General features: G+C 34.2%; 23 protein-coding genes. 17 read left to right on the forward strand and 6 right to left on the reverse strand.

What is annotated here, in order from left to right:
• Window position 1: 1 nt before the first annotated feature.
• From lysA to DMB92_RS07380, 4 genes are read right to left on the reverse strand one after another with little or no spacing between them, the layout of a single operon-like run.
• A complete protein-coding gene (gene lysA / locus DMB92_RS07365; protein WP_142682412.1) occupies window positions 2–1210 on the reverse strand; it encodes a diaminopimelate decarboxylase in 1209 nt (402 codons plus the stop codon).
• A 60-nt stretch (window positions 1211–1270) separates the two neighbouring features.
• Window positions 1271–2332: an LptF/LptG family permease gene (locus DMB92_RS07370; RefSeq protein ID WP_142682413.1), complete on the reverse strand. Its 1062-nt coding sequence runs from the start codon at window positions 2330–2332 to the stop codon at window positions 1271–1273.
• Window position 2333: 1 nt separating this feature from the next.
• The gene (gene pth / locus DMB92_RS07375) at window positions 2334–2888 is read right to left on the reverse strand and encodes an aminoacyl-tRNA hydrolase (RefSeq protein WP_142682414.1); all 555 of its coding nucleotides are present in this window, start codon (window positions 2886–2888) and stop codon (window positions 2334–2336) included.
• On the reverse strand, window positions 2885–3421 hold the full coding sequence (locus tag DMB92_RS07380) for a 50S ribosomal protein L25/general stress protein Ctc (protein ID WP_142682415.1): 537 nt from the start codon (window positions 3419–3421) through the stop codon (window positions 2885–2887). The genes pth and DMB92_RS07380 overlap by 4 nt, the downstream gene beginning before the upstream one ends.
• Before the next feature lie 166 nt (window positions 3422–3587).
• Here DMB92_RS07380 and glmM point away from each other — a divergent pair, with 166 nt between their 5' ends.
• Both glmM and lspA read left to right on the forward strand, forming a co-directional pair.
• Window positions 3588–4925 (forward strand): phosphoglucosamine mutase, encoded by a 1338-nt coding sequence (glmM, locus tag DMB92_RS07385; protein WP_142682416.1) that lies wholly within the window; start codon window positions 3588–3590, stop codon window positions 4923–4925.
• Window positions 4918–5457 (forward strand): signal peptidase II, encoded by a 540-nt coding sequence (gene lspA, locus DMB92_RS07390; RefSeq protein WP_142682417.1) that lies wholly within the window; start codon window positions 4918–4920, stop codon window positions 5455–5457. Before glmM ends, lspA begins: the two co-directional genes overlap by 8 nt.
• 30 nt (window positions 5458–5487) lie before the next feature.
• On the opposite strand, the gene DMB92_RS07395 is transcribed toward lspA, so the two are convergent.
• A complete protein-coding gene (locus tag DMB92_RS07395) occupies window positions 5488–6084 on the reverse strand; it encodes a peroxiredoxin (RefSeq protein WP_142682418.1) in 597 nt (198 codons plus the stop codon).
• Window positions 6085–6275: 191 nt separating this feature from the next.
• Between DMB92_RS07395 and ndk the strand changes: the two genes are divergently transcribed.
• From ndk to DMB92_RS07435, 8 genes are all read left to right on the forward strand, one after another.
• Complete coding sequence (gene ndk, locus DMB92_RS07400; protein WP_142682419.1) at window positions 6276–6689, forward strand: nucleoside-diphosphate kinase; 414 nt, start codon at window positions 6276–6278, stop codon at window positions 6687–6689.
• Window positions 6690–7046: a hypothetical protein gene (locus DMB92_RS07405; RefSeq protein WP_142682420.1), complete on the forward strand. Its 357-nt coding sequence runs from the start codon at window positions 6690–6692 to the stop codon at window positions 7044–7046.
• Window positions 7047–7061: 15 nt separating this feature from the next.
• Window positions 7062–7208 carry a 50S ribosomal protein L32 gene (gene rpmF / locus DMB92_RS07410; protein ID WP_142682421.1) on the forward strand — a complete coding sequence of 49 codons (147 nt, stop codon included), beginning with the start codon at window positions 7062–7064 and terminating at the stop codon, window positions 7206–7208.
• A 3-nt stretch (window positions 7209–7211) separates the two neighbouring features.
• A complete protein-coding gene (gene plsX / locus DMB92_RS07415; RefSeq protein ID WP_142682422.1) occupies window positions 7212–8198 on the forward strand; it encodes a phosphate acyltransferase PlsX in 987 nt (328 codons plus the stop codon).
• Window positions 8173–9174, forward strand: coding sequence for a beta-ketoacyl-ACP synthase III (locus DMB92_RS07420; RefSeq protein ID WP_142682423.1), 1002 nt, complete (start codon window positions 8173–8175; stop codon window positions 9172–9174). Before plsX ends, DMB92_RS07420 begins: the two co-directional genes overlap by 26 nt.
• A 343-nt stretch (window positions 9175–9517) precedes the next feature.
• On the forward strand, window positions 9518–10483 hold the full coding sequence (locus DMB92_RS07425; RefSeq protein ID WP_142682424.1) for a tripartite tricarboxylate transporter substrate binding protein: 966 nt from the start codon (window positions 9518–9520) through the stop codon (window positions 10481–10483).
• A 4-nt stretch (window positions 10484–10487) separates the two neighbouring features.
• On the forward strand, window positions 10488–10925 hold the full coding sequence (locus DMB92_RS07430) for a tripartite tricarboxylate transporter TctB family protein (protein ID WP_142682425.1): 438 nt from the start codon (window positions 10488–10490) through the stop codon (window positions 10923–10925).
• A 9-nt stretch (window positions 10926–10934) separates the two neighbouring features.
• The gene (locus DMB92_RS07435) at window positions 10935–12428 is read left to right on the forward strand and encodes a tripartite tricarboxylate transporter permease (protein WP_142682426.1); all 1494 of its coding nucleotides are present in this window, start codon (window positions 10935–10937) and stop codon (window positions 12426–12428) included.
• 74 nt (window positions 12429–12502) lie between these two features.
• Here DMB92_RS07435 and uvrB read toward each other — a convergent pair whose 3' ends face one another.
• On the reverse strand, window positions 12503–14476 hold the full coding sequence (gene uvrB / locus DMB92_RS07440) for an excinuclease ABC subunit UvrB (protein WP_142682427.1): 1974 nt from the start codon (window positions 14474–14476) through the stop codon (window positions 12503–12505).
• A 105-nt stretch (window positions 14477–14581) separates the two neighbouring features.
• Between uvrB and DMB92_RS07445 the strand changes: the two genes are divergently transcribed.
• From DMB92_RS07445 to DMB92_RS07475, 7 genes are all read left to right on the forward strand, one after another.
• Window positions 14582–14812 carry a hypothetical protein gene (locus tag DMB92_RS07445; RefSeq protein ID WP_142682428.1) on the forward strand — a complete coding sequence of 77 codons (231 nt, stop codon included), beginning with the start codon at window positions 14582–14584 and terminating at the stop codon, window positions 14810–14812.
• Complete coding sequence (locus DMB92_RS07450; protein WP_142682429.1) at window positions 14802–15035, forward strand: hypothetical protein; 234 nt, start codon at window positions 14802–14804, stop codon at window positions 15033–15035. The genes DMB92_RS07445 and DMB92_RS07450 overlap by 11 nt, the downstream gene beginning before the upstream one ends.
• A gap of 24 nt (window positions 15036–15059) precedes the next feature.
• A complete protein-coding gene (locus tag DMB92_RS07455) occupies window positions 15060–15512 on the forward strand; it encodes a type II secretion system protein (protein ID WP_185900178.1) in 453 nt (150 codons plus the stop codon).
• Entirely contained in the window at window positions 15509–17362 is a 1854-nt protein-coding gene (locus tag DMB92_RS07460; protein WP_142682431.1) for a primosomal protein N', read from the forward strand. Before DMB92_RS07455 ends, DMB92_RS07460 begins: the two co-directional genes overlap by 4 nt.
• 125 nt (window positions 17363–17487) lie before the next feature.
• Window positions 17488–17709, forward strand: a complete 222-nt coding sequence (locus DMB92_RS07465) for a hypothetical protein (RefSeq protein WP_142682432.1) — start codon at window positions 17488–17490, stop codon at window positions 17707–17709.
• A gap of 19 nt (window positions 17710–17728) precedes the next feature.
• Window positions 17729–18808, forward strand: coding sequence for a hypothetical protein (locus tag DMB92_RS07470; protein ID WP_142682433.1), 1080 nt, complete (start codon window positions 17729–17731; stop codon window positions 18806–18808).
• A 286-nt stretch (window positions 18809–19094) separates the two neighbouring features.
• Window positions 19095–20231 carry a hypothetical protein gene (locus DMB92_RS07475; protein ID WP_142682434.1) on the forward strand — a complete coding sequence of 379 codons (1137 nt, stop codon included), beginning with the start codon at window positions 19095–19097 and terminating at the stop codon, window positions 20229–20231.
• Window positions 20232–20490: the final 259 nt, after the last annotated feature.

Raw genomic sequence — 20490 nt, forward strand, 5'->3', positions numbered from 1 at the left:
TTTACCCTTTTAAACACTCAAGCTCTAAGGCAATTTGATCCTCAAAGCTTTCTCTTTTTCTAATGAGCCTTATTTTGCCATTTTCAAGGGCAAGTTCGCAAACTTTATTTCTGCTATTATAATTACTGCTCATTGAAAAGCCATAAGCTCCGGCATTTTTTATAAGCATGATATCGCCTTGCTTAGTGCTTGGCAAAGCTCTATCTTTGGCGAAAAAATCCCCACTTTCACAAATTCCACCCACCACATCACAAGGGCTTATTTCACCGCTTGAATAGGGCAAAATAATTTCGTGATAAGCATTATAAAGACTAGGACGGATAAGATCATTCATAGCCGCATCAACTATGATGAAGCGTTTATCCTCATTTTGCTTTTCATAAAGCACGGAAGTGATTAAAACGCCCGCTTTTCCAACCAAAAAGCGTCCTGGCTCAAGTCCTATGCTAAGATCAAGCCCCTTTAAGGAAGCTAAAATCCCCTGCGCGTAATCATATAAATTCGGCTCAGGCTCGTTTTTTTCATAGCTTATGCCAAGCCCTCCTCCTATGTCAAAGAATTTAAGCTCTATTTTAAGTGCTTTTAGCTCTTTTACTAAGTTTGCGACTATGCTAGCAGCCTCAGCTATAGGAGCTGTGTTTAAAAGCTGAGAGCCTATGTGAAAATGCACACCCACAGGCTCTAAAAACTCAGCCTTACTAGCATAAAGATAGATCTTTTTAGCCTCCTCAATGCTTACTCCAAATTTATCCTTTTTAAGCCCTGTTGAGATATAAGGGTGGGTTTTGGCATCTACATTTGGATTAACACGCACGCTGATTCTTGCTTTTTTGCCCATATTTTTGGCGATTTTTTCAAGCAAGAGCATTTCAGCATAACTTTCTAAATTTATATATAAAATATTATTTTCTAGGGCAAAATTAAGTTCATCTTCGCTTTTTCCTACCCCGCTAAAAATGATCTTATAAGGCTTTGCGCCCACCTTTAAGGCCCTTGCTATCTCGTTTTTGCTCACGCAATCAAAGCCACTATCAAGCTCACTAAGCATTTTTAAAAGGCTTAAATTTGAATTAGCCTTAAGAGCATAAAAAATTTGAGCTTTTCTTGCTTTAAAAGCTTCTTTTAGGGCAAAAAATCTTTGCTTAACCTCATCAAAATCATAAATATAAAAAGGAGTTTGATACTGCTGTTTTAATTTTTTATAGTCCATTTAAAACCTTATTTATAAAAATGTCATTATATCCAAAAATGAACCTTTTTTAAGCTAAAATCATTTATGCTTACGAAAACTCATTAAGGCTGTAAGAGCTAAAAGTAAAACAGGCAGGATAATGCCTATTTCAGGGAGCAAAACCCTTCCTTCGCTTAGTCTTATAAGCAAAAAAAGTAAGCCCCAAATTCCAAGTACTACTATGAAAAATACAAAGCTTAAAAAAGCAAGATTAAAAAATCTTGCAGTGATAGGAAAAAAATAATAAATAATAAGCATTAAAAAAGGCGCAAAAAATGGAGCAAAAATAAGTTTATAAAGCTCGGTTTTTACGCTCCAAATATTTACTCCTTGTTTTTGTAAGACAATGATGCTATCTAAAGCATCCATAATCGTATATGTGCTTTTGCTTGCTACACTTTCAATAAGCTTAGGTTTAAAATCATTTAAAGCTTGTAAATTTTTAAATTCTTTCACTTCAAGTCCTTTGCCTAAAAGTTCTAAATTTTCAGGAAAGCTTATACTTAAGCCATCTTCTAAGAGCCAAAAGCTATCTTGAAAATTAGCTTTTTTAGCATCGATAACCTCGCTGATATTTAAATCCTTAAGAGAAAAAATTTTCATTCCCAAAACTTCATTTTTAGAAGGATCAAGGCTTTTGATATAGATATAACTATCATCATATTTTATAAAAACATTATCGCTTTGTCTCATGAGTTCTGCATTATTTACGATATTTTTTTGATAAGAACTAGCATAAGCAAAGGGCGTAAAATTTAAAGCCACATAAATAAAACAAAAAAATAATGCCCATAAAAATGGGTATAAAATGATTAAATTTTTACTCAGTCCCAAGGCACAAAAGCTCACAAATTCATTGCTTCTAATGATAGAAATCATAGATAAAACCAAGGCAAAGATAAGTGCTACGGGTAAGATGTATTGAATGGCTGAGCATGCAAGAAATACTATATAAAGTAAAAATAAATTTGCAGCACTTGGCAAGTTTTGAAGATTAACGAGCAAATCAACGCTCAAAAAAAATGCCAGCAATCCAAAAAAAATAATAAAAAAATTCTTAAGATAAATTCCTGAAATAAATCTAAAAAAAACACTTTGCATGCTAAGCCTTGAGGCTAAATTTAGAAGCAACTTGAGTGATATCGCTTTGCATTAAAGCACTTAGTGCATTTGTGGCGTGGGCTAAAACGGGGTTTAAAATTTCAAGTTCAGCTTTTGTGAATTTACCCAAAACAAAATCAATCACATTTTGATCCTTGCCAACGCCTATGCGAACGCGCTCATAGTCATTTCCACAAAGCGTGTCAATGCTTTTAAGTCCGTTATGACCACCGCTTGAGCCACCTTTTTTAAATTTCAAAGCCCCAAGCTTTAAATCAATATCATCATGCAAAACCACCATACGCTCACACTTGTAAAAATCCTTAACCGCCTTGACACTAAGTCCTGAAGCATTCATAAAAGTATGAGGTTTTAAAAGCAAAAGTTCGCCACACTTTACCAGCTCGCCCTTAAATTTAGCATTTGAAATGGGAGTTTGAGAAAGGTTTTCTTTTTTGAGTTTTTCTAAAAATAAATCAAGAAGCATAAAACCCGCATTGTGGCGGGTTTTATCGTAAGTTTCGCCTAAATTTCCAAGTCCTACGACTAAGATCATCTCGCTTTTTCTACGCCTACAACAGCGACTCTATCAGCCTCAACGATGCTCACGCCATTAGGAACGACGATATCTCTTACAAGTAGGGCATCACCCACATCAAGTTTGCTTACATCAAGCTCAAAGAAATTTGGCAAATTTTCAGCCACACATTTTACCTTAAGCCTTCTTTTAGACTGGATCAAAACACCTTTATTTTTAAGGCCTATCGCTATTCCTGTGATCTTTATCGGCACCATGTATTTTGAAAGCACGCCTTTTTGTGCTACTTTTAAATCCACATGCTTAAGCTGTGCTGTAACGGGATCTTTTTGATAATCCACAACCACAACGCTTAGTGTTTTTGAACCCACCTTAACATCAAAAATGAGGCTGGTTTTTTTTCGCACTTCTTTGATGAAGTCATTAAGCTTAAAGGCTGCGTTTATATTTTCAAGCCCTTTGCCATAGATGTTTGCGATTAGATAACCATCTCTTTTTAAAGCCTTAGAAGCCTTTCTACCGATACTCTCTCTAACGATACCTTCTAACATCTTTTTCCTTTCTTGTAAAATGAAAGCGTTATTTTATCATTTTAAGCTTATGATAAGGTAAATTCACTCTCTTTTGAAGGATTATTTTTTAAATTTAAAAAGAGTGTTTATCTTTTTTAAGGCTTGTTTGCTATAATTTATGCAAAAATTTTTTAAGGTTAAAAATATGAAACTTTTTGGAACAGATGGGGTTCGTGCAAAGGCTGGGGAGTTTTTAGATAGCTTTCTTGCTATGCGTCTTGCTATGGCTGCTGGGATTTATTTTAAAGAAAAATCACTCACAAACAACATACTTGTCGGCAAAGACACCCGCCGCAGTGGCTATATGATAGAAAACGCCATAGTTTCAGGGCTTACCTCCATAGGTTACAATGTCATTCAAATAGGACCTATGCCAACTCCGGCTATAGCCTTTTTAACTGAGGATATGAGATGTGACGCTGGTATTATGATCTCAGCTTCTCATAATCCTTACTATGATAATGGGATTAAATTTTTTGATGCTCACGGAAACAAGCTTGGGGTTGAAAGTGAGGCTAAAATCGAGGAAATTTACTTTAATGATAAGCTTATCGAAGAGGCTAAAAGCACAGATGAAAATATAGGACAAAGCAAAAGAATTGATGATGTGATAGGGCGTTACATAGTTTCTATCAAAAATTCTTTTCCAAAGGATTTGACCCTAAAAAACTTACGCGTTCTTTTAGATGTGGCAAATGGGGCAGCTTACCGCGTCGCTCCAACTATCTTTAAAGAACTTGGAGCTGAGGTCATAGTGCTAAATGATAAGCCAAATGGGCTAAATATCAATGATAATTGCGGTGCTTTACACCCTGCAAATTTAGCCCTTGAGGTAAAAAAGCTTCGTGCTGATGTTGGCTTTGCCTTTGACGGCGATGCTGATAGGCTAGTGGTGGTTGATGAAAGAGGCGAGGTTGCAAATGGAGATAGCTTGCTAGGCGTCTTAGCTCTTTTTTTAAAAGAGCAAAATAAGCTTCGCTCAAAGGTGGTTGCTACTATTATGAGTAACGGGGCCTTGAAAGAGTTTTTAAACAAGCATAAAATAGAGCTTGAAACTTGCTCGGTTGGCGATAAATTTGTGCTTGATGCTCTTAGAAAAAATGGGGGCAATTTTGGAGGAGAGCAAAGCGGTCATATAGTCTTTAGTGATTATGCAAAAACAGGAGACGGACTAATTGCTGCTCTTCAATTTTCCGCACTCTTGCTTACTAAAAAGAAAAGGGCTAGTGAAATTTTAGCCCAGATTAAACCCTATCCCCAAAGGTTAGTAAATTTAAAGATAGAGGAAAAAAAGGAGCTTTCAAGGCTAAAGGGGCTTAAAGAGCTTGAAGAAGGCCTAAGACAAAAGCAAATTTCAAGCCTTTTTCGCTATTCTGGCACAGAAAATTTAATCAGGCTCTTGCTTGAGGCTAAAAATGAAAGGCTCTTAGATGAGCAAATGAAAATAGTGGTGGATTTTTTCAAGAAAGCCTTGAATGCTTGAGAGTGAAAATAAGAGGCAAATCATAAAACGATTTGCTTTGTTATTTGTCTTAGCTTTGTTTTTAGATCAGAGTTTCAAGCTTTTGTGTTTAAGTTTGCAGGCTAATTTAAGTCATCAAAATTTTTCTCAAGTTATAACACATTTACAGCTTGGTTTTGCTTATACAGGGCTTTTTGAGAGTGATTTTTTAGATCTTCGTTTGGTTTTAAATCGCGGCGTTGCTTTTTCTATGTTTAGCTTTTTGGAGCATTATTTAAAATGGCTTCATTTAGCACTTTTACTTATCTTAGCTCTATATCTTTTTTGGCAAAAAGGCTTTTTAAAAACTCATCTTTTAGCCTTTGCTCTCATGCTTGGCTCTGGTTTTTCAAATTTACTTGATCGTTTTTTGTGGGATGGGGTTGTAGATATGTTTTTTTGGCACAAATGGTTTGAATTTGCGATCTTTAATGTGGCTGATGTTTTGATAAATATCAGTGTGGCTTTGATTGTTGCAAAAGAGTTATTTTTAAGAAAAAAAGTAAGGTCTTAAAAAGCCTCTTTGTATAGAGGCTTTTTGTTTTTAAAGTTTTTTTCCGTGTTTATCAAGATAATCAGCAACACCCTTAGGATCAGCTTTCATACCTTCATCGCCTTTATGCCAGCCAGCAGGGCAAACTTCGCCATGTTCATTGGTGAAAAGCATAGTATCAACCATTCTTATCATTTCATCAATATTTCTACCAAGTGGCAAGTCATTGATAACAGCATGACGAACTGTTCCATCAGCATCGAGCAAGAAAGAACCACGAAGAGCAACTGCTTCAGCAAAAAGAACATCAAAATTTCTAGCAATTTGCTTAGTTAAATCAGCGACCAAAGGGAATTTAACTTGACCAATACCACCTTGATTTACAGGAGTATTTTTCCAAGCAAAGTGAGAAAACTCATTATCTCCAGAAATTCCAATAACTTCTATACCACGCTCTTTAAAATCACTATATCTATTATCAAACGCGATGATTTCAGAAGGGCAAACAAAGGTAAAATCTTTTGGATAAAAGAAAATTACTGCACCTTTTGGACCAAGATTTTTGTAAAGATTAAAATCCTCTACGATTTGGTTATTTCCTAATACTGCTGGAGCAGTAAAATCTAAAGCTTTTTTTGTAACAATCATTTGATTTCTCCTAATTGATAAATTTTATTTGTAACGAAATTATATCCTTAATTCTTAAATGTTTTCTTAAAAAAATAAATTATCATTTTAAAAACACAATTTTTATATTTTTATTATTGTTTAACTTTCTTTTAAACAAAGTATAAGTATAATCTCAAGTTTATATCTGTTATTTTTTAGAAAGGATCTTTATGGAAAAAACTTTATCAATCATAAAGCCTGATGCAGTTAAAAAAGGGGTTATTGGGGAAATTTTAGCTCGTTTTGAAAAAAACGGATTGAGGATTGTTGCCCTTAAAAAGCTAAAATTAAGCAAAGAACAGGCTGAGAATTTCTATGCCATTCATAAAGATAGACCATTTTTTAAAGATTTGGTTGAATTTATGATTAGTGGTCCTGTGGTTGTTTCAGTTTTGGAAGGACAGGGTGCGGTATTAAAAAATAGAGACTTGATGGGAGCTACAAATCCAAAAGAAGCTAAACCAGGAACTATTAGAGCTGATTTTGCAGAAAGTATCGATGCAAATGCTGTTCATGGTAGTGATAGTCTTGAAAATGCAAAGGTAGAAATCGAGTTTTTCTTTAAGCCTGATGAGCTTTCATAAATGAAAATAGCCTTTGCTAAAATAAGTTCATCTGCATATCCCTTTAAGCTAAATTTTGATAATATTAGCTTCGAAGGCGAGCTTAAAAGGCTTGAGTCTAGGCTTGTTTGTGTGGAGGGTTTATTAAAAGGCTTTGCTTATAAACTTTGTGATTCTTGTGGGCAAGAACTTGAACTTGAATTAAATGAAAAAACTCAAATTTTAGCAAGTGATGGAATCTATAAGGATAATCCCAAAGAACTTGCTGATGTGATTGAATTTTTTGATGGGCAAATTGATCTTATGGAAATAGCCCTTAATGAATTTGAATCCTATATGAGTGATTATTTTTATTGTGAAAAATGTAAATTGATTTAAACAAAAGGAGTAAAAATGGCAGTTCCTAAAAGAAGAGTGAGTAAAACTCGTGCAGCAAAGCGTAGGACACACTATAAGGTAAAACTTGTAATGCCTGTGAAAGATAAAGATGGCACTTATAAAATGCCTCATCGTGTCAATCCTGTAACTAAGGAATATTAAGATATGGTAAGCATTGCCATTGATGCAATGGGCGGTGATTTTGGACAAAAACCCATTATCGAAGGCTTGATTTTAGCCTTAGAAGAAAGACCTTTTAATGCTATTTTAGTAGGTCAAAGTGAGCTTTTAAAGCCTCTTATTCCTAAACATTTACAAGAATTTGTAAGTTATGAAGAAGCTGGCGAAATTTTTCCTATGCAAGAAAGTGCCACTGAGGCTTTAAAACATAAGGAAAGTACTATTTATAAAGCCATAGAGCTTGTAAGAAGTAAAAAAGCTCAAGCTGTTGTTTCAGCAGGTCATAGTGGAGCTACCATGTCTTTGGCTACACTTCGCATAGGAAGACTTCAGGGGGTTTTGCGTCCAGCTATTGCCACCTTGATGCCAAATATCAGCGGAAAAACTTTGTTTTTAGATGTTGGTGCTAATACGGATTGTAAAAGCGAGCATTTGTTTCAGTTTGCTGTTATGGGCGAAGCCTATGCTAAGGAGATCATGTCTATCAAAAAACCTCGAGTAGCTCTGCTTTCAAATGGAGAAGAAGAAACAAAGGGAAATGAACTTACTAAAGAAACATACCCTCTTTTAAAAAAGCTAGGTAGTTTTGTGGGAAATGCTGAGGGACGCGATATTTTCAACGGAAGTATAGATGTTTTGGTTTGTGATGGCTTTAGCGGAAATATTATCTTAAAAGCCTGTGAAGGCACAGCGACGGCTATTTTTAAAATTCTTAAAGAAAATGTCAAAAGATCTACAATAGCAAGTTTGGGTGCTTTGCTCATGAAACCTGTTTTTAAAAAGCTTAGAAAGCATATTGATTGGCAAGAATACGGCGGTGCTCCCTTGCTTGGTGTAAATGGTTGCGTGATTATTTCTCATGGAAAAAGCGATTCAAGAGCAATTAAAAATGCTATGTTTCAAGCCCTAAATTTTAGCGAATCAAATATTAATAAAGTTATAGAAAATGAATTATCCATCTTTGCAAAATAAGGCTTCCTTAAAAAGTGTAGCAGCATTTATACCTGAAAATATTTTGAGCAATCAAGATCTAGAAAAAATCATTGACACGAGTGATGATTGGATTACTAGACGAAGCGGTATTAAGCAAAGGCGTATAGCTGCAGAGCATGAAAAGGCTAGTGATTTAGGAACAAGAGCTGCACTTCTAGCTATACAAAGGGCAAATTTAAAGCCAAGTGACATTGATGCTATAGTCGTTGGAACTTTGAGCCCTGATTATTTTACCATGCCTTCAACTGCCTGTAAAATTGCCGCAAATTTAGGACTTGAGGGTATTAGTGCCTTTGATATTAGTGCAGGGTGTTCAGGTTTTATTTTTTTGCTTGAAACTGCTAAAGCTTTGGTTGAAAGTAATTTAAGAAAGAATGTTTTGATTGTAGGGGCTGAAAAATCAAGCTCGGTTATGGACTATACAGATAGGGGAATTTGTATTTTATTTGGAGATGGAGCTGGTGCTGCTGTAATTGGCGTTGATGATAAATACCCAATTATTGATACGCATACGGCAACAGATGGAAGATATGCTGAGCTTTTGAAGATAGAAAGAAGTGATAAAACAAGCAATGCTCAACCTTTAGCAATGAAAATGCAGGGAAAAGAAGTTTTTAAAATCGCTGTTGAAACCTTAAAGAATGATGTGGTTGAAATCCTTGCAAAAAATAATATAAAATCAGAAGACATAGATCTTTTTATCCCTCATCAAGCTAATTTAAGGATAATCAAAGCCGTACAAGAAAAACTTAATTTTCCTGATGATAAATGCGTGATTACTATACAAAAATATGGCAATACCTCAGCAGCTTCTATCCCTATGGCGATGAATGAAGCCTATGAGAAAGGAAGACTTAAAAAAGGGGATTTGATCTTACTTGATGCTTTTGGAGGTGGATTTACTTGGGGTTCTGCCTTGCTTAAATTTGGCGGAGATGACTTTAAAGGAAAGTAATTTTTACCTTGTTTTAGCTTTATTTTTTAGTATTGTTTAAATAATTTATAAGATATAAAATTATTTATTATACATATGAATTTTATGAAGCTAGAAATTTCTTCTTGAGTATTTTTAAAATAACTTAAATGCTTTATCGTAATATAAGCTTTATTTTAATCCTTAGCGATGAAAAACAATCAATACTTACAGGTATAGATAAAATATGTTTTAATTTTATTTTCGAGTAAATAAGTTACATTTTCTTTAAAAAATCTTAAATTACCAAGCCCACTTTTAATAAATCTTTAATAATTATGTATAATAATGAATTTACAAATACATTTATTCACAAGGAGAAAACATGAAATTAAAATCTTTATGCTGTGCATTGATTTTGCTAAGTTCTTTAGCCTTAGCAAAAGAGCCAAATCGTCCCGAGTGTATAGCTCCTGCTCAACCAGGCGGTGGCTTTGACTTGACTTGTAAATTTATTCAAGTTGGTATGCTTGATGCCAAACTTCTTACTAAGCCCATGAGGGTTACTTATTTACCGGGTGGAGTTGGTGTTGTGGCTTATAATACCATGATCACAAATAAAGCTAAAGATGCTAATGTCGTAACAGCTTTTTCAAGTGGAACTTTACTTAATATAGCCACTGGCAAACATGGTAAATACAATGAAAATGATGTTAAATGGCTTGCAAGTGCTGGAGTTGATTATGGTATGGTTGCTGTAAGAGCAGATTCTCCTATTAAAAGTTTTCAAGATTTGATTACAGCTTTAAAAAAGGATCCTGGTTCTATTAGTGTCGCTGCTGGTGGTTCTATAGGAGGACAAGATTGGATGCAAACGGCTTTATTGAGTAAGGCTGCTGGTATAGATGTGAAGAAAATTCGCTTTGTGGCTTTTGAGGGAGGCGGTGATGCTTTTTCTGCACTTTTAGGGGGACATGTTCATGTTTTAAGTGGAGGCATAGCCGAGCTTTTACCTCATGTAGAAGCAAAATCTGTAAGGGTTTTAGCTCTTTTTTCACCCGAGAGACTTTCTGGAGTTTTAGCTAGTGTTCCTACGGCAAAAGAATTAGGATATGATGTGCAGTGGGTTACTTTAAGAGGTTATTATATGGCTCCTAAAATAACTAATGAAGAATATAATTGGTGGCTTGAAGCCTTTAATAAATTTCATCAAAGCGAGGCTTATAAAGAGCAACTCAAACAAAGAGGTTTATTTGAGTTTAAGAAGACAGGCAAAGAATTTGAAGACTTTGTGAAAAAGCAAGTGCAAGATTATAGAGTCTTAGCAAAAGAATTTGGTCTTATAAAGTAAGAAAATGATTAGCACCCGAATTTTAGCTTCTATTTTGATTGTTTTGTCTTTAGCTGGCATTTACATAGGTTGGGGTATAACTACCCCATTTAGTTATGAGCCTTTAGGTCCGCGTCCTTTTCCTATAGGAACTTTGATCTTGCTTACATTCTGTTCGTTTTTGCTTTTTTTCTTTGCCGAGGATACAAATGTAAAGTGGCCTGATACCAAGCTTTTAAAAAAACTTGTCGCCCTTGTACTTTCTTTTTTCATTTTCGCTTTTTGCTTTGAGTATTTGGGTTTTATCATTTGTAGTGGGCTTTTGATGTTTGTTATGGCTTTACTTTTTGGGACAAATATCATTAAAGCATTGATTTTTTCGGCATTAGCAAGTGTTATTTTGTATTATTGTTTTGATGATTTATTGCAAATTACCTTGCCTTCTGGTTATATTTTTGGATAAGGGGTTAAAATGGATACTTTAATGTATTTAATGCAAGGCTTTAGCGTAGCTTTAGAGCCTCAAAATCTCATCATAGCTTTACTAGGTTGCTTTATAGGCACTATAGTTGGAATGTTACCGGGTCTTGGACCTATTAATGGGGTTGCTATTTTATTGCCTTTAGCTTTTGCGATGAAGCTTCCTGCAGAATCAGCACTTATCTTGCTTGCCACCGTGTATATAGGCTGTGAATACGGAGGACGGATTTCTTCTATCTTACTTGGTATTCCAGGGGATGCAGCTGCTATCATGACGACCTTAGATGGACATCCCCTTGCCAAGAAAGGACAAGCAGGGAAAGCACTTTGTATCAGTGCGTTGAGTTCTTTTATAGGATCTTTGATCGCTATTGGAGGGATTATTTTATTTGCTCCTTTGATTGCGAAATGGTCTTTGAGTTTTGGTCCTGCTGAGTATTTTGCTCTTATTATTTTTGGTCTTGCAACCTTAGGAAGTATGCTTGCTCAAAAGCCTATAAGATCTTTGCTTTCAGCTCTTATAGGACTTTTTTTAACAACCATAGGTATAGATGGAAACACAGGTGTTTATCGTTTTACCTTTGATAGCCCACATCTTTCAGATGGAATTTCTTTCGTTGTTTTGGTCATGGGACTTTTTTCTATTAGTGAACTTTTGCTTATACTTGAAAATACACATACAAGTCAGAGTATTATCAAAAAAACAGGCAAACTTTTGGTTAGCTTGAAAGAATTTTTTTCTTGCTTTGCAACTATCATAAGATCTTCTTTTGTAGGGTTTTTTGTGGGTGTTTTACCTGGAGCTGGTGCAACTATAGCAAGTGCTATAACCTACATGAGTGAGAAAAAAATAGCTGGAGAAAAGGGGCAGTTTGGCAAAGGAGACTTAAAAGGTGTAGCAGCTCCTGAAGCAGCAAATAATGCTTCAGCTTGCGGCTCTTTTATTCCTATGCTTACTCTTGGCTTACCAGGATCTGGAACTACTGCTGTTATGATGGGAGCTTTAACACTTTATAATATCACTCCTGGTCCAACTATGTTTACAGCACAAGTTGATGTGGTATGGGGACTCATTGCTGCTTTGTTGATCGCAAATATTGTCTTACTCTTACTTAATCTACCTTTTATAGGTTTATTTGTTAAAATTTTGGAAGTTCCTTTATGGAGCTTAGCACCTGTTATTGCTATAGTTTCTGCTATTGGTGTTTATTCTATCAATAGCACAAGTTTTGATTTGGTACTTATTTTCATCATAGGTGTTCTAGGTTATATCTTAAGAAAGCTTGAATTCCCAATGGCTCCTCTTATACTTGGTTTTGTTTTAGGGGAGCAGTTGGAAGTCAATTTAAGAAGAGCGCTTTCTATAAGTAATGGCGATTTTTCAATACTTTGGCAAAGCGTGATCACTCAAGTTTTACTTGTTGGTGCAGTTTTGATTATTGTCGTTCCACCTTTTATCAAAAAGCTAAGAAAAGCAAGAGTTTAAGCCTTAAATCCCAAATGAAATTTTTATTTGGGATTTTAAATTTTAAAATTGCAAGTTAATTTTTAAACGAATGATCAAAGTGTTCTAAGCTTTTTGATCTCATCTCTAAGCAAGGCAGCCTTTTCAAACTCAAGTGCCTTTGCAGCTTCTAGCATTTGAGTTCTAAGCTCTTTAACTAAAGAAGCCCTTTCCTTGGCTGGCATTTTTTCAAGCTTGAGCCCTTTGCGGTAAATTTCAGCCTCATCAAGCTCGTTTTTAAGGCTATCTTCAAGATTTCTTTGCACTGATTTTGGCGTGATTTTATGCTTTTTGTTGTATTCAGCTTGCTTTTTGCGGCGTTCATTTGTTATATCCATAGCTTCTTGCATGGATTTTGTGATTTTTTTACAAAAAAGCAAGACCTTGCCATTTACATTTCTAGCAGCTCTTCCCATGGTTTGAATAAGACTTGTTGTGCTTCTTAAAAAGCCCTCTTTATCAGCGTCCATTATGGCTATAAGACTAACTTCAGGCAGATCAAGTCCCTCGCGAAGTAAATTTATACCTATAAGCATATCAAAAGTCCCTGTTCTAAGCCCACGGATCAGCTCATTTCGCTCGATAGCGTCAATATCTGAGTGCATATACTTAACCTTAAGCCCAAGCTCTAAATAATACCTGCTAAGCTCCTCGGCTAGCTTTTTAGTAAGCACTGTAACTAAAACCCTTTCATTTCTTTGAATGACTTTTTTAGCTTCATCGTATAAAATTTCTACTTGATTGTCGCTATCTTTAAGCTCTATTACTGGATCTAAAAGCCCTGTTGGACGCATGATTTGATGAAAGACATTTGCCCCACTTAGCTCAAGCTCTAAAGGGGCAGGAGTAGCTGAGACAAAAAGAAATTTACAATTTTTATTGATAAACTCATCAAACATTAAAGGGCGATTATCAAGGGCTGAGGGCAAGCGAAAACCATAATCGACCAAGGTTTGCTTTCTGCTTCTATCCCCTGCAAACATGCCGCGAAACTGAGGCAAGGACACATGGCTTTCATCAACTATAACCAAAAAATCTTGATTTTTAATAGCATAATAATCAAAAAGCGTATAAGGTGTGTCGCCTGGCTTTAAACCTGTCAAATGCAAGGCGTAATTTTCAATGCCCTTACACATACCTGTGCTTTCAAGCATTTCTATGTCAAATTCAACCCTTTGCTTAAGCCTTTGATATTCAACTAATTTATTTTCATGTTCAAAATAAGCAAGGCGGGCATTTAGTTCAGCCTTTATACCCCTTAAAGCCTCTTTAAGCCTTACTTCGCCCACGCTAAATTGACTCGTTGGATAGAGTATAAATTTCTTTAGATCTTTGATTTTTTTATTTTCAAAGACATTGTAATAATACATTTTATCAAGCTCATCTCCAAAAAACTCAAGCCTTACCACCTCATCTTCAAAATAAGCCGGAAAAATATCTACAATATCGCCATTTACACGAAAATCAGCCCTATCAAAAAAGCTATCATTTCTCTTATAGCCCATATCCACAAGCTTTTTTAAAAGCTCTTTTTGTGAAATTTGCATGCCCTCTTCAAAGATTAAGACCATGCCAACATATTCACTTGGATTTCCAAGCCCATAATTTGCCGAAACGCTAGCTATGCAAATCACATTATCATAGCTTAAAAGAGAAGCCGTAGCACTTAGCCTTAATCTTTCCAAATCCTCATTGACCGAGCTATCCTTTTCTATGAAAATGTCCGTTCTTGGTATATAAGCTTCTGGTTGATAATAATCATAATAGCTTATAAAATACTCCACAAAGTCCTTCGCAAAAAAGCCCTTAAATTCGCTGTAAAGCTGCGCACAAAGGCTTTTGTTATGACTCATCACTAAGGTTGGCATATTAAGCTCTTTGATCACATTTGCCATAGTAAAGGTTTTTCCACTACCCGTAACGCCTAGCAAGGTTTGGTATTTGTTGCCCTTTTTAATGCTTTTTACTATGCCCTCAATCGCCTGAGCTTGGTCAGGACTTGGTTTAAACTCGCTGGTTAAATCAAACATATCTTTGCCTTAAAAAACAAAAATTTTACAAAAAATTACTTAAAATATTCAAAATTTTAAGCTTTTTTGCTACAATTATGAAAAAATTTTTAAAGGCAAAAAGCAATGTATGATGACAAGATTATCAATACTTTAACCGATAAGGTCAATGAACTTTTAGAAAGATATAATGAACTTTTAGAAACAAATGAAAATTTGAGAAATGAACTTGTCAGTGCAAAGGCACAAAATGAAGCCAAAACGAATGAAATTTTACGCCTTGAAGAAGAGCTTAAAAGTAAAAATATCGCTAGTGAGGATATTATGAAAAAAATAGAGGCTACACTTGGCAAATGAAAAACAAGTTGTTATCAATGTAAATGCAAAAGATTTTATAGTTAGATGTAGCGAGGAATTTGCAGAAGTTTTAGAAGATGATATTGCTTTGATTTCTGGTGGAACAAAAAAAATAGAACTCAAGTCCTTGATTAAGGCTTTTGTTGAAAAGAGCCATAGAAACTATCTTTTAGAAAAAGAAATAAATAAACTTGTTAGAACCCTAAATAAAGAATTACCCTAATAAGCCATGAAAAAAGCATTTTCCATGCTAGAACTTGTTTTTGTTTTTATCATACTTGGCGTTTTGGCTTCTATAGCCTTTTCGTATTTTCATTTTACACAAAGTAATGCAAAACTGATAAAGCTTAAAAGCGATGTTGAGCTTATCAAAAGTGCCTTAGCCTACGCTCAAAATGATTTTTATCTTAAAAATATCAATGCAAATGTCAATGTCTTAGATGAAGCAAAGATTGATTTAGAAAATGAAAAATTATTTTTTTGTTCAAATGCTCAAATTCAAAACTGCAAAACTACGCAGTGTTGCAATGCTTCTTTGCTTGCAAGTCCCATTTTTTCAAGTAAAAAAGCATGGATAAAAACCTCAAACTATGGATATCGTTTTTATCTTAGTGCTAAAAATTTCATTGACTTTGTGTATAAGCCAAGTGATATGAGTTTTGAATGCTTAAATTCAGCACTTTGCAAAGAACTTCTATGAATTACTACGAACTTGCCCTTCAAGGCTATCATCTTCAAAACCTTGTCTATGAAAGCGAGCTTGAACTTGAGGAATTAAGCGAGGTTTTAGTTGATTTAGCAAATAAAAAAAATATTCCAGCCATAGTTCTTAAAAAATGCCAAAAGCCTAAATTTAACACCAAAGTCATACTTGAAAGCACAGACAAAAGCCTAAGCAAAGAGCAGTTTGAGCTAGCTTCTTTCATTAGTTATTATTATACTTGCAGTTTGGGTTTTGTGCTGGGTTTTTTTGAAACAAGCAAAAAATATGAATGCAAAAAAATCACAAAGCTTAACAAACCCACTCTTAGCAAAGATCAAGAAAAAGCTCTTGAGTTTATCAAAACACAGCAAAGTTCCTTGCTTTTTGCAGATACAGGTAGCGGAAAAACTGAGATTTATATCACGCTTATCAAAGAGTGCTTAGAAGAGGGCAAACAAGCCTTATTTTTAATGCCTGAAATCGCCCTAAGCTCGCAAATTTCAAAGCGTTTAAATGTGTATTTTAAGGATCATTTTTTTTTATGGCATTCTAAGATTACTAAGCCTAAGAAGAAAAAAAGTCTTGAAAGCCTAGAAAATGGAGATATAGCACTCATAGTTGGAGCAAGATCAGCTCTTTTTTTGCCCTTTTCAAATTTAGGTCTTATCATCGTTGATGAGGAGCATGAAAGCTCTTATAAGGCAAATAATAATCCTCGTTTTAATGCCAGAGATCTAGCCCTTTTTTTAGGTAGCAAAACAGGGGCAAGGGTTGTGTTAGGCTCAGCAACCCCAAGCCTTACTAGCTTTTATAAACAGCCTTCTTTTAGACTCAAAGGCACTTTTTTTGAAAGCAAGAAAGAATTTATCTTTGATGAAAATGAGCTTTGTCTTTCAAGCACTATTTTAAGGGAGATAAGAAGAAGTTTGAGAGCTAAAAAACAAGCGGTAATTTTTCTTCCTACAAGGGCAAATTTTAGGCAAATAATGTGTCAAAATTGCGGTCAAAGTATCAAATGTCCTTTTTGTAGTATAAGTTTGAGTTTGCATAAAAATAAAAATGCTTTAAAGTGCCATTATTGTGGTTTTAGCGAGCCTTTAATAAAACTTTGTCCTCATTGTCAAGGAAGCTTGCTTGAGGCTAGAAAAATGGGAACAGCCGAGCTTGTAAAACTCTTGCAAGATGCCTTAGAAGATGAATTTAAAGGTGTGGTGATCCATAAATTTGATAGCGATGAGATCACGAGTTTTACGAAGCTTGAAAGAATTTTAAAAGAATTTAACGAGGGTAAAATTCAAATCCTAGTTGGCACTTCTATGCTTGCTAAGGGGCATGATTATCATAGTGTGGATTTGAGCGTGATTTTGGGGCTTGATGAGTATTTGTTCCGTCCAAATTACAAAGCCCTTGAAGAAAGCTTAGCTTTGGCTATGCAAGTAGCTGGAAGAGCCGGAAGAAAGGGCGATGCAAGGGTGCTGATACAAACTAAGCAAAGAGCCTTTTTTGAAAAATATATACAAGATTATGATAGCTTTTTGCAAGATGAGCTTGAGGCTAGAAATCCTTTATATCCGCCATTTTCAAGGCTTTTAAGAGTGATTATTCAAGATAAAGACAAGAAAAAAGCTGAAACTTTGTGTCAAAACATAGCCTTAAATTTAAAAGATATCAAAGAGCTTGAAATCGTAGGAAGTGGGGCTTGTGCTATCGAGTATATCAACGCTAAATTTCGCTTTTATGTCCTACTTCGCTCAAGCTCTTATAAGGCTTTGATCAAGGCTTCAAGGCTAGCTTATAGTCTTGATAAGGATCTTATCATTGACATGGATCCTGTGGATTTTTCTTAAAATTTAAGTTTAAACTAAAGATTTTTTAAAATTTGTCGATAGTTGCACTGACTTATATTTAAGTTTGATTTGATGATGATTTCATTATATATCAAATTTGAAATAAGAAATAAAAGGAAGAGTAAATGAAAAAATTTTTCATTTTAGTGGCTTTTGCTGGACTTCTAGGAAGTTCAAGTGCGTTTGCTTGGGGTAATCCTTATCTAACACCACAGCAAAATTATAAAAATTATATGGCTTGTTTAAATACAGCCAAAAATGGCGCAGAACGACAGAAAATTCTTGCTAATTGGGCTTGTGAAACTTATTATGGTGTTACGACTTGGGTTGATGGTGGCAAGGGCTAAATAATTTAAGGAGTGTAAAATGGCTTTAAATTTCTCAGAAACTAAATTTAATACTAGTTTAATCCAAAACACCGTTACTTACAAAGCCTTAGAAAATGTGAGCCTAAACGCTCAAGGAAAAAACGAGCTTAACAAACTAGATGAGAATTTAAAGCCTAAAGAACTAGATGAAAAGGTTAAAGAAGCTCAAAAAGAGCTTCAAACTATATATTTTAGAGATCCTATAACTCATAATTTAGTCCAAAGTGCCTTAAGTGAGGAAAGCTTAGAAATTTTAAAAGAAAATTTTGGTTCGCAAGATTTTTATCAAAGAAAAGATAAGAGCTATATTTTAAGCGGACAAAGTGAAAAATTCGTATCTGCTTGGTATGGTGATATAGCTTATCAAAGAGGCTATTTAAAAGCTGATAGCAATAACGATGGCTTTATGGAAAAAAGTGAGCTTGATGAGACTAGAAGTGCTTTTGCAAGTGCTGGAATTTATTTAAAAAAAGATGATATGGTTTTAATTGCTGATCCTACTGATTTTTCTACTTACAAAAAGGTAAAAAATGTAACAAAAAGAGAAAAAACTCTTTATAATGAGGGTAAATTCACTTCTCCTACCCTAGCCTTAGAACTTGACAAGACTATAAAAAATGATAAAGATTTAAATGGCTCTATAATCCTTAAAGAAATGCTAAGCTTAAGCGAAATAAAACAAGAAATGATAGATGGCATAAACTATAGTGCTAGCAAAAACACAATTTTAAGTGATTTAAAAGACCCTTTAGATATACTCCTTGAAAGTATTGATGAATTAGACCTCATAAACAAACTTAAACAAGAGGGCATTGAAGGCTTAAACAAAGAAGAACTAGAAAAACTAAAATCAAATTTCCCTGAGCTTTTTGATACAAATGGCAATTTTAAACAAGAAGAATTTGATAAGTTTTTTGAAGATTTTAAAGATAAATTCCTAGAAAAAAGTGCTTCATTTTTAGGTATAGACAAAAGTGAGCTTGAAAACAAAGACTTTCAAGGCTTGGTAAGTGTTGTAAAAGATATAGCTTTAAATTTAAGTCAAAATACAAAATTTAGCTTAAGTGTAGAAGCTTAAGAATTTTTAAGCTTTATGTCAAAACATAGCCTTAAATTTAAAAGATATCAAAGAGCTTGAAATCGTAGGAAGTGGGGCTTGTGCTATCGAGTATATCAACGCTAAATTTCGCTTTTATGTCCTACTTCGCTCAAGCTCTTATAAGGCTTTGATCAAGGCTTCAAGGCTAGCTTATAGTCTTGATAAGGATCTTATCATTGACATGGATCCTGTGGATTTTTCTTAAAATTTTAAGTTTAAACTAAAGATTTTTTAAAATTTGTCGATGCTAGCTTAAAGGTGTAAAATGGCTTTAAATTCCGTTAAACTAGACTTTTCGCAGATGAAATACAGCTCTTTTGTAAATCATAATGCTGTTTATAAGTCTTTAAAAAATGCTTCTAGCTTTGAAAAACTAAACAAAAACGAGCTTAACAAACTAGATGAGAATTTAAAGCCTAAAGAACTAGATGAAAAGGTTAAAGAAGCTCAAAAAGAGCTTCAAACTATATATTTTAGAGATCCTATAACTCATAATTTAGTCCAAAGTGCCTTAAGTGAGGAAAGCTTAGAAATTTTAAAAGAAAATTTTGGTTCGCAAGATTTTTATCAAAGAAAAGATAAGAGCTATATTTTAAGCGGACAAAGTGAAAAATTCGTATCTGCTTGGTATGGTGATATAGCTTATCAAAGAGGCTATTTAAAAGCTGATAGCAATAACGATGGCTTTATGGAAAAAAGTGAGCTTGATGAGACTAGAAGCGGATTTAACGCAGGTGGCTATATGACTTATAATGGAGACAAAATCCTAAGTTTTGATCACACTTTTACTGAAAGTTACATAGAAATCGGATCTTTTTATACCTCCAAAGCAGATGGCTTACCAGCAAATTTTAAAGTAGTTCAAAAAACTCTTTATAATGAGGGTAAATTTACCTCCCCTACCCTAGCCTTAGAACTTGACAAGACTATAAAAAATGATAAAAATTTAGACGGCATAGTAGAATACGGCGAAGCTTTAAGCTACAGTGAAAGAGTGCAGGACGCTAAGGACGGAGCAGAAGAACATTTTACTAGAGTTGGAGGAGATCCTTTCGCAAATGCAAAAACTATCATAGACTTTTTAATGGAAGAATTAGAAAACTTAGACCTCATAAACAAACTTAAACAAGAGGGCATTGAAGGCTTAAACAAAGAAGAACTAGAAAAACTAAAATCAAATTTCCCTGAGCTTTTTGATACAAATGGCAGTTTTAAACAAGAAGAATTTGATAAGTTTTTTGAAGATTTTAAAGATAAATTCCTAGAAAAAAGTGCTTCATTTTTAGGTATAGACAAAAGTGAGCTTGAAAAGAAAGACTTTCAAGGCTTGGTAAGTGTTGTAAAAGATATAGCTTTAAATTTAAGTCAAAATACAAAATTTAGCTTAAGTGTAGAAGCTTAAGAATTTCTAAGCTTTCTTGAAATACAAAATAATTTTAAATTGGCTTTAAATTTTAAAACAAAAATTACAAAAAGGCTGGCTCACGAGATGATAAATTTTGCTTTAAGGCTTTGAAATAAAGAACAAATCAGCTTTTTAAATAAATTCAATGTTTATAAATTTACACAAAAAAGATAAAAACTATATTTTTTTAAGAAAAAATATAGTTTAAATTTTTTATAATTTACTCAATTTAGGTTATTAAAAAATCAAAGGAACA

Origin of the sequence: Campylobacter sp. MIT 99-7217 (genome assembly GCF_006864365.1) — a bacterium.
GTDB lineage: Bacteria > Campylobacterota > Campylobacteria > Campylobacterales > Campylobacteraceae > Campylobacter_D.

Coding starts and splice junctions, on each gene's coding strand:
- DMB92_RS07425 (WP_142682424.1), top strand. CDS start 9,518: ATGAAATTAAAATCTTTATGCTGTGCATTGATTTTGCTAAGTTCTTTA.
- lysA (WP_142682412.1), bottom strand. CDS start 1,210: ATGGACTATAAAAAATTAAAACAGCAGTATCAAACTCCTTTTTATATT.
- DMB92_RS07455 (WP_185900178.1), top strand. CDS start 15,060: ATGCTAGAACTTGTTTTTGTTTTTATCATACTTGGCGTTTTGGCTTCT.
- DMB92_RS07380 (WP_142682415.1), bottom strand. CDS start 3,421: ATGTTAGAAGGTATCGTTAGAGAGAGTATCGGTAGAAAGGCTTCTAAG.
- plsX (WP_142682422.1), top strand. CDS start 7,212: ATGGTAAGCATTGCCATTGATGCAATGGGCGGTGATTTTGGACAAAAA.
- DMB92_RS07445 (WP_142682428.1), top strand. CDS start 14,582: ATGTATGATGACAAGATTATCAATACTTTAACCGATAAGGTCAATGAA.
- pth (WP_142682414.1), bottom strand. CDS start 2,888: ATGATCTTAGTCGTAGGACTTGGAAATTTAGGCGAAACTTACGATAAA.
- DMB92_RS07465 (WP_142682432.1), top strand. CDS start 17,488: ATGAAAAAATTTTTCATTTTAGTGGCTTTTGCTGGACTTCTAGGAAGT.
- DMB92_RS07460 (WP_142682431.1), top strand. CDS start 15,509: ATGAATTACTACGAACTTGCCCTTCAAGGCTATCATCTTCAAAACCTT.
- DMB92_RS07405 (WP_142682420.1), top strand. CDS start 6,690: ATGAAAATAGCCTTTGCTAAAATAAGTTCATCTGCATATCCCTTTAAG.
- DMB92_RS07420 (WP_142682423.1), top strand. CDS start 8,173: ATGAATTATCCATCTTTGCAAAATAAGGCTTCCTTAAAAAGTGTAGCA.
- lspA (WP_142682417.1), top strand. CDS start 4,918: ATGCTTGAGAGTGAAAATAAGAGGCAAATCATAAAACGATTTGCTTTG.
- rpmF (WP_142682421.1), top strand. CDS start 7,062: ATGGCAGTTCCTAAAAGAAGAGTGAGTAAAACTCGTGCAGCAAAGCGT.
- DMB92_RS07475 (WP_142682434.1), top strand. CDS start 19,095: ATGGCTTTAAATTCCGTTAAACTAGACTTTTCGCAGATGAAATACAGC.
- ndk (WP_142682419.1), top strand. CDS start 6,276: ATGGAAAAAACTTTATCAATCATAAAGCCTGATGCAGTTAAAAAAGGG.
- DMB92_RS07435 (WP_142682426.1), top strand. CDS start 10,935: ATGGATACTTTAATGTATTTAATGCAAGGCTTTAGCGTAGCTTTAGAG.
- uvrB (WP_142682427.1), bottom strand. CDS start 14,476: ATGTTTGATTTAACCAGCGAGTTTAAACCAAGTCCTGACCAAGCTCAG.
- DMB92_RS07430 (WP_142682425.1), top strand. CDS start 10,488: ATGATTAGCACCCGAATTTTAGCTTCTATTTTGATTGTTTTGTCTTTA.
- DMB92_RS07470 (WP_142682433.1), top strand. CDS start 17,729: ATGGCTTTAAATTTCTCAGAAACTAAATTTAATACTAGTTTAATCCAA.
- DMB92_RS07370 (WP_142682413.1), bottom strand. CDS start 2,332: ATGCAAAGTGTTTTTTTTAGATTTATTTCAGGAATTTATCTTAAGAAT.
- glmM (WP_142682416.1), top strand. CDS start 3,588: ATGAAACTTTTTGGAACAGATGGGGTTCGTGCAAAGGCTGGGGAGTTT.
- DMB92_RS07395 (WP_142682418.1), bottom strand. CDS start 6,084: ATGATTGTTACAAAAAAAGCTTTAGATTTTACTGCTCCAGCAGTATTA.